Source organism: Caulobacter sp. FG7 (genome assembly GCF_057808875.1).
Genome location: NZ_JBMDIW010000057.1, coordinates 1 through 10317 on the forward strand (window position 1 = coordinate 1; position 10317 = coordinate 10317).

Below are 10317 nucleotides of genomic sequence, written 5' to 3' on the forward strand. Positions count from 1 at the left end.
CGGCCCTCCGGGCCACCTCCCCCAGAGGGGGAGGATCTATTGGCGTCGGCGCTCCAGGAAGATGCTCCCCCTCTGGGGGAGCTGTCGCGGAGCGACTGAGGGGGCGTGAAGCGCCTAAGCCGCCGCTTCCGCGTTCGACCGCACCCGCACGAAGCTGCCGGGGGCGTCCTCGAAGGCCTTGAGCGGGCCCTTGGACGGATCGCGGGCCGGGACCAGCTTGCCCGACTTGGCTTTCAGCCAATCGGCCCAGTGCGGCCACCACGAACCGGGATGCTCGACCGCGCCGGCGATCCAGCCGTCGACCGAGCCGGGCAGGTGTTCGTTGGTCCAGTGCTGGTACTTCCTGGCGTCGGGGTGGTTGATCACGCCGGCGATGTGGCCCGAGCCGGCCATGGTGAAGGTCACCGGACCGCCGAAGGCCCGCGCGCCGCGATAGACGCTGCGATAGGGCGCGATGTGGTCGTCCTTCGAAGACTGCACGTAGATCGGGGTCTTGACCTTCGACAGGTCCAAAACCTCGCCGCCCAGGGTCAGGCGGCCGTGGGTCAGGTTGTTGTCCTTGTAGAAGTTGCGCAGGTAGAACAGGTGCAGCGATTTGGGCATCCGTGTCTGGTCGGCGTTCCAGAACAGCAGATCGAACGGGCGCGGCTCCTTGCCCATCAGGTAGTTGTTGATGAAGAACGACCAGATCAGGTCGTTGCCACGCAGGGCGTTGAAGGTGTCGGCCATCGACTGGCTGGGCAGGAAGCCGCCCTGCTGGTCCATCCTTGCCTCGATCTCCTTCAGCCAGGCCTCGTCCGTGAACAGCAGCAGGTCGCCGGCCTCGGCGAAGTCCTGCTGGGCGGCGAAGAAGGTGGCCGAGTTGATGCGCTTGTCGCCCTTGGCGGCCATGTGGGCCAGGGCGCACGACAGCAGCGTGCCGCCGATGCAGTAGCCGACGGTGTTGACCCGATCGACGCCGCACTGGGTCATCACCTGCTGGCTGGCGTCGTAGATGCCTTCGAGCATGTAGTCCTCGAAGGTCTTGGCCGCGAGACGGGTGTCCGGGTTGACCCACGAGGCCACAAATACCGTGAAGCCCTGGCCGGTCAGCCAGCGGATCATCGAGTTCTCGGGGCGCAGGTCCAGGATGTAGAACTTGTTGATCCAGGGCGGGAAGATTAGCAGCGGGATCTCGTGCTGCTGCTCGGTGGTCGGGTCGAACTGGATCAGCTGCAGGATGTCGTTCTGGTAGACCACCTTGCCCGGGGCGGTGGCGACGTTCTCGCCGACCTTGAACTTGGCGAGGTCCGTCTGGCTGATGGCCAGCTGGCCGCCGCCACGCTCCAGGTCGGCGGCGAAGTTCTCCATGCCGCGCTTCAGGCTCTCGCCGTTGGTGTGCATCACCTCGCGCAGGGCGGCAGGGTTGGAGATCAGGAAGTTCGACGGCGAGAAGGCGTCGGTCAGCATCTTGGTGAAGAACTCGACGCGGCGCTTGGACTGCGGGTCGACGTTCTCGGCCTGGGCCACCAGGCCGTTCAGCCAGTTCGACGTCAGCAGGTAGGACTGCTTCATCATGTCGAACACGGGGTTGGACGACCAGTCGGGGTCGGCGAAGCGCTTGTCGCCATGGGCCGGGGCGACCACCGGCTTGGCCTCCTCGCCGACGGCGCGGCGGGCGGCCGATTGCCATAGCTCCATGTAGCCGCTGAAGAGGTCGGCCTGGGCGCGCAGCAGCCGGTCGGGCTGGGAAGCCAGGCTGCCGATCACCTCGTTGAGGGCGGGGGCCACGTGAAAGGGGTCGGGCGACAGGGCCGCCGGCCGGTCGGCCTGGCGCAGGGCGGCCTCGGCGATCGCCCCCTGGGCGGTGACCGCCGCACGGGCCAGATTGGCCGAAAGGGCCTCCATCATCCGCCGCTGTTCCTCGGTCAGCAGCGCGGTGAAATCGGGGGCGCCGGACTGGGCGGCCGATTCGGGCGTGGGATCGGGTTCTGGGGGCGGAGGAGGGGGCTTTGGCGCTGCGGCGGCCGTCTTGCGCGGTGCGGAGGGCTTGCGGGGCTTGCCCGCCGTCTTGACGCCCTTGCCCGCGTCCTTGCCGTCGCTCTTGGCCATGCGCGTTCCTTCCGCCTGAATGTCGCTTATCGACCGCCGATTCTCGTTCGGCGCCTTCCGCTCGCCGCGATCATCGCATAAGACCAGAGACAAGATGAACGGCCAAACCGGTAAAATCGTACGTTTCGGCGCCTCGCTCGCGGTCCTCTCGGCCGTGCTGTCGGCCTGCGCCTCGTCGCCGTTCACGCCGCCGCCCGTCGACGCCACCTCGCCGGTGGCCGCCGCCGCCGAAGCGGCCGCCAAGGAACCGGGCAAGGTCCCGAGCCTGGCCAGCATTCCGGCCGTGCCGACCGACATTCCCAAGCCGGGCGAATACAAGGCCCAGGTCCAGGCCGAGCAGGCCGCCGCCGCTCAGCTTCGTCGCGACACCGCGCCGGAGACCTTCGCGCTGTCGGACACCGAGGGTTTCGCCGCCCGCGCCCAGCGCGCCGGCCGCGTTCCGCCGTCGGAAATCCCGACCGTGGCCGACCGCGCCGAGACCGAAGCCTTCGCCAAGGCTGCTCGTGGCCGAGCTACCCCGCCTCCGTCCAAGCCCCAATAGGGCGACGGAGGCATAATTTTCCTTGAACTGGCTTGGCTAGGCCCCGCTTGGGGTCTATCCATGCCCGACTTTTCGCTCCTGCAGCGCCAGAGGGCGCACGAGCCATCATGACCGCCGACTTTCACCGTATCCGCCGCCTGCCGCCTTACGTCTTCGAAGAGGTCAACCGCATCAAGGCTCGCCTGCGCGGCCAGGGCGTCGACATCATCGACTTCGGCATGGGCAACCCGGACATGCCGACGCCCAAGCACATCGTCGACAAGCTGATCGAGACTTCGCGCGATCCGCGCGCCGGCCGCTACTCGGCCTCCAAGGGCATCCCGGGCCTGCGCAAGGCCATGGCGGGCTACTACGACCGCCGCTTCGGCGTGAAGCTGAACCCCGACACCGAGGTGATCTCGACCCTGGGTTCGAAGGAGGGCTTCGCCAACCTCGCCCAGGCCCTGACGGCTCCCGGCGACGTCATCATCTGCCCGAACCCGGCCTATCCGATCCACGCCTTCGGCTTCATCATGGCCGGCGGCGTCATCCGCCACGTGCCGGCGCTGAGTCCGGAGCAGTACCTGTCGAACATCAGCCGCGCGGTGAAGCACTCGGTGCCGCCGCCGTCCGTGCTGATCCTCTCCTATCCGTCGAACCCGACGGCCCAGACCGTCGACCTCGACTTCTACAAGGACGCCGTGGCGCTCGCTAAGAAGCACGACCTCCTGGTCATCAGCGACGTTGCCTATGGCGAGATCTATTTCGAGGACAACCCGCCGCCCTCGATCCTGCAGGTCGAAGGCGCCAAGGACATCGCCGTCGAGGTCAATTCGCTGTCGAAGACCTACGCCATGGCCGGTTGGCGCGTGGGCATGGTCGTCGGCAACGCCCGCATCTGCGCGGCCCTGGCCCGCGTGAAGTCCTATCTCGACTACGGCGCCTACACGCCGGTGCAGGTGGCCGCCGCCGCCGCGCTGAACGGCCCGCAGGATTGCGTCGAGGAGATCCGCGGCATCTACAAGGGCCGCCGCGACACCCTGGTCTCGTCGATGAAGCGCGCCGGCTGGGACATTCCCAACCCGCCCGCCTCGATGTTCGCCTGGGCGAAGATCCCGCCGCAGTTCGAGGCCGCCGGCTCGATGCTGTTCTCGCGCCTGCTGATCGAGGAGGCCGGCGTCGCCGTCGCCCCGGGCATCGGCTTCGGCGAGTACGGCGAGGGCTATGTCCGTATCGGCCTCGTCGAGAACGAGCACCGGATCAAGCAGGCCGCGCGCAACGTGAAGAAGTTCATCGCCAACGCCGACCAGATCCTGGCCAAGGCTCACAACAGTCTCGAGCAGGCCTGATCCTTCTGCGAAATCCTCGCCCTTCGACAGGCTCAGGGTGAGGATTTCGACCGCTAAAGCCTGCAGTAGCCCTCATCCTGAGCTTGTCGAAGGACGAGGGCGGCCCCGCTAGGGCCACCCGACCACGAGGAACCGCACCATGACTCAGAAAACCTGGCGCGTCGGCGTCGCGGGCCTCGGCACTGTCGGCGGCGGCCTCCTGCAGTTCCTCGCCGCCCGCCCGGATTTCGCGCCGGCCGGTGACCGCGCCGAAGTGGTCGCCGTCTCGGCTCGCTCGAAGTCGCGTCCGCGCACGGTCGACATCTCGGGCCTGGAATGGTTCGACGATCCGGTCGCCCTGGCCAGCTCGCCCAACGTCGACCTGTTCGTCGAGCTGGTCGGCGGCAGCGACGGCCCGGCCAAGGCTGCGGTCGAGGCGGCTCTGAAGCTGGGCAAGCCGGTGGTCACCGCCAACAAGGCCCTGATCGCCGAGCACGGTGCGGAGCTCGCCGCCCTGGCCGAGGCCAACGATGTTCCGCTGCTGTTCGAAGCCGCCGTCATGGGCGGCACGCCGGCGGTGAAGATGCTGCGCGAGGCCATGGTCGGCGATGACGTCGTCTCGGTGGCGGGCATCCTCAACGGCACCTGCAACTACATCCTCTCCGAGATGGAGAAGACCGGCCGCGACTTCGCCGACGTGCTGCGCGAGGCCCAGGCCCTGGGCTATGCCGAGGCCGACCCGACGATGGACGTCGGCGGCTTCGACGCCGGCCACAAGATCACCATCCTGGCCGCCCTGGCCTTCGGCTGCGCACCCAACTACGAGGCCGCCGAGATCGAAGGGATCAGCGAGGTCGAGCTGCTCGACATCAAGCTGGCCAAGGACCTGGGCTATCGCATCAAGCTGATCGCCGGCACCTCGAAGACCGACGACGGCGTGGCCGTGAAGGTCCATCCGACCCTGATCCCGCTGGAGCATCCGCTGGCCCAGGCCGGCGGCGCCCTGAACGCGCTGTTCATCGAGGGCACGCGCATCGGCCGCATCTTCATCCAGGGGCCGGGCGCCGGCGCTGGCCCGACAGCTGCGGCCGTCGCCGCCGACATCGCCGACGTCATGACCAAGGCCGTGCGGCCGGTGTTCCAGGCTCCGGCCGGCGCGCTGAAGCCGTTCGTCGCCGTCGATCCGGCCAAGTCGGTGGGCAAGGCCTATCTGCGGATCATGGTCCGCGACGTGCCGGGCGCCATCGCCGCGATCTCCGAAACCCTGGCCGAATGCGGTGTCTCGATCGACGCCTTTCTGCAGAAGCCTGTCGAAGGGGCGGGCGGCGTGCCGATCGTGCTCGTCACCCATGCGACTCCGGAATCCAAGCTGCTCGACGCGATTAGCCGCATCGAAAAGCTGCAGGCCGTGCTAGAGCGTCCCCGTCTTCTGCGCGTCGCGCGCAACTAGAGATCGCGAGCAACAAGCGGTCCAGGTGTGGAAGACATTGGGAAATTAGCCTCGCCACGGGCTGGGAGACACTGATGAGTTCTAACACCCTGGACCGTTCTCTGGTCCTGGATGCGGTCCGCGTGACCGAAGCCGCCGCCATCGCGTCTTGGACCATGGTCGGCCGGGGTGACGAGATGGCCGCCGACCAGGCGGCCGTCGACGCCATGCGCAACGCGCTCAACGAACTTTCCATCGACGGCGAGATCGTCATCGGCGAGGGCGAGCGCGACGAGGCGCCGATGCTCTATATCGGCGAGAAGGTGGGTCGTGGCGGCCCGACCGTCGATATCGCGCTGGATCCGCTGGAAGGCACCACGCTTACGGCCAAGGCCATGCCCAACGCGCTGGCCGTCATGGCTTGGGCCCCCAAGGGCACGCTGCTGAACGCGCCGGACACCTACATGGACAAGATCGCCTGCGGGCCGGGCTATCCGCCGGGCGTGATCGATCTCGACAAGTCGCCGGCCGACAACGTCAAGGCGCTGGCCGCGGCCAAGGGCGTGGAGCCGTCGCAGATCACTGTCTGCGTGCTGGACCGTCCCCGCCACGCCGAGATCATCGCCTCGGTCCGTTCGGTGGGCGCGCGCGTCAACCTGATCACCGACGGCGACGTCGCCGGCGTCATCAACACCGCCGACCCGTCGACCGGCATCGATCTCTATCTCGGCTCCGGCGGCGCCCCCGAAGGCGTGCTGGCCTGCGCGGCGCTGAAGTGCGTCGGCGGCCAGTTCCAGGGACGCCTGATCTTCCGCAACGCCGACGAGCGCGCCCGCGCCGCGCGCTGGGGCGTCACCGAGTTCGACAAGAAGTACGATCTGCACGAGATCGTCCGGTCCGACGCCATCTTCGCCGCCACCGGCGTCACCTCCGGCGCGCTGCTGGACGGGGTGGGGTTCAAGGACGGCTTCGTCCATACCCACAGCCTGGTGATGAATTCCTCGACCGGGGCCGTGCGCGAAGTGCGCATGAAGCGCCGCGTCTAGGTTTTGTGGGGCCGGCGGTCGCCGTCGGCCCGTTCTCGCTCGTAATATTGTCGTACTAGTCTGCGAGTCGCTCGCGCCGCGGCGACTGATCGCCGCCCCGTATAGTTCGAGGCCCTTTCCATGACCGCCCTGATCGATCTCGCCAGCCACCTCGCCGGCGATCCCTCCAGCCCCGCGGTCAAGACCGTCGTCACCGAAATCGCCGCCGCCTGCGCCCGCATCAGCCGCGTGGTGGCCGGCGGCGCCATTCTGGGCAATCTCGGCGCGGCCGGGATCACCAACGTTCAGGACGAGGAGCAGAAGAAGCTCGACATCCTGACCAACGACCTGCTGAGCGACGCTCTGAAGGCCTGCGATCCGGTGGCTGGCATCGCTTCGGAAGAGCTCGAGCATGTCGAGACTACCGGTCGCCAGGGCGGCTACCTGGTCACCTTCGATCCGCTCGACGGCTCCAGCAACATCGACGTCAACGTCTCGGTCGGCACCATCTTCTCGATCTTGCCGGCGCCTGAAGGCCGCGAGCCGACCGAAGCCGACTTCCTGCAGCCTGGCCGCCACCAGGTCGGCGCCGGCTACGCCGTCTACGGTCCGCAGACCATGCTGGTTCTGACCCTCACCTCGGGCGTCGTGGGCTTCACCCTGTCGGCCGACGACAAGTGGCTGCTGACCCACGCCGCGTCGACCATCCCGGCCGACACCGCCGAGTTCGCCATCAACATGTCGAACCAGCGCCACTGGGCCCCGCCCATCCGCCGTTATGTCGACGGCTGCCTGGCCGGCAAGGAAGGTCCGCGGGGCAAGAACTTCAACATGCGCTGGGTGGCCTCGATGGTCGCCGACGTGCACCGCATCCTGATGCGCGGCGGCGTCTTCATGTACCCGTGGGACGCCCGCGAGCCGGGCAAGCCGGGCAAGCTGCGCCTGATGTACGAGGCCAATCCCATGGCCCTGATCGTCGAGCGCGCCGGCGGCAAGGCCACCGACGGCGTCACGCCGATCCTCGACCTGGCGCCCAGCAAGCTGCACCAGCGCGTGCCGGTGGTGCTGGGTTCGGCCAATGAAGTCGATCAGGTGGCCAAGGAAACGGCCGCCGGTTGATGACGGCTCGCGCCCTCTCCAGGAGGGGAGGGCGCGTCCCTTAGCGGGCGAGGGCGGCTTTCGAGCGCAGGGCGGTCGCGGTCGCCAGGATCGAGCCGATCAGCACCAGTTCGCCGGCGTTGCCGAGCCAGAATACGCCGCTGGCGGCGCTGCCGAACATCGCCAGCGCGCCCAGGCATAGCCACGGCACGCCAGCTCGCCGCCACAGCAGGACGCCGACGCCGATCAGCACCAGCACCGTCACGATCGACGGGATCGGCGGGCTGGCGGCGGCGTGGGCGTAGCGCAGCGTGCCGCCGTACTCCTTGAGCACCAGGTTCAGGTTGAAGATCTCGGTATAGGCGCCGAGCGCCACGAGCAGGGCGGTCAGGCCCCACACCCAGGCGCGCAGGCGCAGCCTGGCGATCCAGAACACGATCGGGATCAGCAGCGGCGTCAGCAGGCCGTGTGCGACGTAGCGCGGCACCGACAGGCCGATGAGCAGGTCGCCCGCGCCGACCAGGGCTCCGCCCGCGACGATGGCGTTGTCCCAGCAGAGCGCCAGGATGATGACGGTCAGCGGCCAGATGCGAAGCGAGGCCGCATACGCGCTGGCGGCCAGCATGCCCGCCGCCATCAGCCAGAACACGAGAGTGATCACGAGGGCGCTCCGTCCGATTCGCTGTCCTTATAGAAAGCCGAAACTAGTGCGGCCTGCGCCACCAGCGTCCCCTGCGAACGAACTCGTCGCCACACGATCAGGCGCCGCACGATCAAGCGGGCGTCCGTTTTCGCCGCACCGGCGTGTCATGGATCGAATCCCGTAAAGGCGATAGGATCGCCCCATGCTCCAACACGCTGATTTCAGGCTGGTTTAGCCCATGGCCGCCGACGGTCACGCCGTACCCGCCGCCGCCGAGGCCTTCCTGGGCGTCGAGCGCTCGCTGTCCGGACGCGCCTGGCGCGAGCGCCCCGCCGACGCCGCCGTCGCTCGCGACATCGGCAGGCTGCACGGCCTGTCCGAGCCCCTGGCCCGCGCGTTGGCCGCTCGGGGGATCGGGCTGGACGGCGCACGCGACTATCTGCAACCGACGCTGAAGTCGCTGTTTCCCGACCCGTCCAGCTTCACCGACATGGACCGGGCCGCCGAGATCCTGATCGACGCCCTGGTACAGGGACGGTCGACCATGGTGTTCGCCGACTACGACGTCGACGGCGCCACCAGCGCCGCCCAGTTGGTCCGCTGGTTCCGGCACATGGGCGTCGAGCTGCCGATCTACATTCCCGACCGCCTCAAGGAGGGCTACGGTCCCAGCCCCGCCGCCTTCAAGACCATTCGCGAGACCGGCGCCGAGCTGGTCGTCACGCTGGATTGCGGCGCGGCCGCCTATGATGCGATCGCCAGCGCGGCGACGATCGGCCTGGAGGTCGTGGTCATCGACCACCACCTGATGCGCGAGGATCCGCCGGCCGCGGCCGCCGTGGTCAATCCCAACCGCCCCGGATGCCAGAGCGGGCAGGGCGTGCTGGCCGCCGCCGGCGTCACGTTCGTCCTGCTGGTGGCCCTCAATCGCGAGGCCCGCAAGCGCGGCCTGTTCAGCGAGGGTCGTCCCGAGCCGGATCTTCGCCAGTGGCTCGATCTGACCGCCCTGGGCGAGGTCTGCGACGTCACGCAGCTTGTCGGCTTCAACCGGTCGCTGACGGCCACGGGGCTTCGGGTGATGTCCAACTGGGCCAATCCGGGCCTGAAGGCGCTTTTGGAGGTCGCCAAGGGGCAGGGGGCGGCCAGCGTATTCCATGCCGGCTTCATCCTGGGGCCGCGAATCAACGCCGGCGGCCGCATCGGTCGCTCCGACCTGGGAGCTCGCCTTCTTTCCACCGACGATCCGCTGGAGGCCCAGGCCCTGGCCGAGGAACTCGACGCCCTCAACACCGAGCGCAAGGCCGTCGAGGCCGCCGTGGTCGAGGAGGCCGTGGCGATTCTCGAGCGCAGCAGCAACTTCAATCCAGACGCTCCGGTCATCGTCGTGGCCGGCGAGGATTGGCACCCAGGCGTGGTCGGCATCGTCGCCAGTCGCCTGCGCGAGCGCTATCGCAAGCCCACCCTGGTGATCGGCATCGATCGCGCGGCGGGAATCGCCAAGGGCTCGGGTCGATCGCAGCCGGGCGTGAATCTCGGCCGGGCCGTACAGGCCGCCTTCGAGGCCGGGATCCTGATGGCGGGCGGCGGTCACGCCATGGCCGCCGGCTTGACCGTGCGACCCGATTCGATTCCCGAACTGCGGGCTTTCCTGGAAGAGGCCCTGGCCGGCGAGATGGAGGCCGTGGGGGCCGAGGCGGTCGAGATCGACGCCCTGGTGCAGCCGCGCGCCGCCAATCGCGGCCTCTGGACCGAGTTCCAGCAGATGGCGCCGTTCGGGCCGGGCAATGTCGAGCCGACCTTCGCCCTGGCCGGCGTGCGGCCCGAGCGGGTCATGGCCCTGCGCGGCGGCCACGTGCGAGTCGACCTCGTCGGCCCCACGGGGGACCGCATCAAGGCCGTCTCCTGGCGTTCGGCCGAGACCGATCTGGGGCGTCGTCTGCTGGCCGGCGGGGGGGCGCTGCACGTCGTCGGCCGCCTGAAACCCGATGATTACATGGGCCGGGAAGGGGTCCAGCTGGAGATCGAGGACGCCGCCGACCCGCGCATGTGGACGGAATAAAAAAATCGCATCTGACCGCTTGCGCTCTCCGGGGAGCCTTTGTATATCCCCGGCTCCTCGCGGCGACGCGGTCCCTTCGTCTATCGGTTAGGACGCCAGATTTTCAATCTGGAGAGAGGGGTTC

8 protein-coding genes and 1 pseudogene are annotated in these 10317 nt (G+C 68.4%); 7 read left to right on the top strand and 2 right to left on the bottom strand.

Annotated elements, in window-relative coordinates; translation table 11 throughout:
- Positions 1-114: 114 nt before the first annotated feature.
- Positions 115-2091 (bottom strand): class I poly(R)-hydroxyalkanoic acid synthase, encoded by a 1977-nt coding sequence (locus tag ACODR1_RS24525; protein WP_488882776.1) that lies wholly within the window; start codon positions 2089-2091, stop codon positions 115-117.
- A gap of 94 nt (positions 2092-2185) precedes the next feature.
- Between ACODR1_RS24525 and ACODR1_RS24530 the strand changes: the two genes are divergently transcribed.
- The 6 genes and pseudogenes from ACODR1_RS24530 to ACODR1_RS24555 all read left to right on the top strand — a co-directional run bounded on the left by ACODR1_RS24530 (position 2186) and on the right by ACODR1_RS24555 (position 7512).
- Positions 2186-2632, top strand: a complete 447-nt coding sequence (locus ACODR1_RS24530) for a hypothetical protein (protein WP_488882777.1) — start codon at positions 2186-2188, stop codon at positions 2630-2632.
- A gap of 107 nt (positions 2633-2739) precedes the next feature.
- On the top strand, positions 2740-3960 hold the full coding sequence (locus tag ACODR1_RS24535) for an LL-diaminopimelate aminotransferase (RefSeq protein WP_116488806.1): 1221 nt from the start codon (positions 2740-2742) through the stop codon (positions 3958-3960).
- A 12-nt stretch (positions 3961-3972) separates the two neighbouring features.
- Positions 3973-4063, top strand: a pseudogene (locus ACODR1_RS24540) (hypothetical protein); the annotation flags it as partial.
- A 36-nt stretch (positions 4064-4099) separates the two neighbouring features.
- Positions 4100-5389, top strand: a complete 1290-nt coding sequence (locus ACODR1_RS24545) for a homoserine dehydrogenase (protein ID WP_101719730.1) — start codon at positions 4100-4102, stop codon at positions 5387-5389.
- A 74-nt stretch (positions 5390-5463) separates the two neighbouring features.
- Positions 5464-6414, top strand: coding sequence for a class II fructose-bisphosphatase (gene glpX, locus ACODR1_RS24550; protein ID WP_488882778.1), 951 nt, complete (start codon positions 5464-5466; stop codon positions 6412-6414).
- A gap of 120 nt (positions 6415-6534) precedes the next feature.
- The gene (locus ACODR1_RS24555) at positions 6535-7512 is read left to right on the top strand and encodes a class 1 fructose-bisphosphatase (protein ID WP_488882779.1); all 978 of its coding nucleotides are present in this window, start codon (positions 6535-6537) and stop codon (positions 7510-7512) included.
- A 40-nt stretch (positions 7513-7552) separates the two neighbouring features.
- Here ACODR1_RS24555 and ACODR1_RS24560 read toward each other — a convergent pair whose 3' ends face one another.
- Positions 7553-8152: a hypothetical protein gene (locus ACODR1_RS24560; RefSeq protein ID WP_488882780.1), complete on the bottom strand. Its 600-nt coding sequence runs from the start codon at positions 8150-8152 to the stop codon at positions 7553-7555.
- 220 nt (positions 8153-8372) lie between these two features.
- Between ACODR1_RS24560 and recJ the strand changes: the two genes are divergently transcribed.
- Positions 8373-10193 (top strand): single-stranded-DNA-specific exonuclease RecJ, encoded by a 1821-nt coding sequence (recJ, locus tag ACODR1_RS24565; protein WP_488882781.1) that lies wholly within the window; start codon positions 8373-8375, stop codon positions 10191-10193.
- Positions 10194-10317 lie beyond the last annotated feature (124 nt).

Excerpts from the sequence above, each read along its gene's own strand:
- ACODR1_RS24525 (WP_488882776.1), bottom strand. The coding sequence starts at position 2,091 with ATGGCCAAGAGCGACGGCAAGGACGCGGGCAAGGGCGTCAAGACGGCG.
- ACODR1_RS24530 (WP_488882777.1), top strand. The coding sequence starts at position 2,186 with ATGAACGGCCAAACCGGTAAAATCGTACGTTTCGGCGCCTCGCTCGCG.
- ACODR1_RS24535 (WP_116488806.1), top strand. The coding sequence starts at position 2,740 with ATGACCGCCGACTTTCACCGTATCCGCCGCCTGCCGCCTTACGTCTTC.
- ACODR1_RS24545 (WP_101719730.1), top strand. The coding sequence starts at position 4,100 with ATGACTCAGAAAACCTGGCGCGTCGGCGTCGCGGGCCTCGGCACTGTC.
- glpX (WP_488882778.1), top strand. The coding sequence starts at position 5,464 with ATGAGTTCTAACACCCTGGACCGTTCTCTGGTCCTGGATGCGGTCCGC.
- ACODR1_RS24555 (WP_488882779.1), top strand. The coding sequence starts at position 6,535 with ATGACCGCCCTGATCGATCTCGCCAGCCACCTCGCCGGCGATCCCTCC.
- recJ (WP_488882781.1), top strand. The coding sequence starts at position 8,373 with ATGGCCGCCGACGGTCACGCCGTACCCGCCGCCGCCGAGGCCTTCCTG.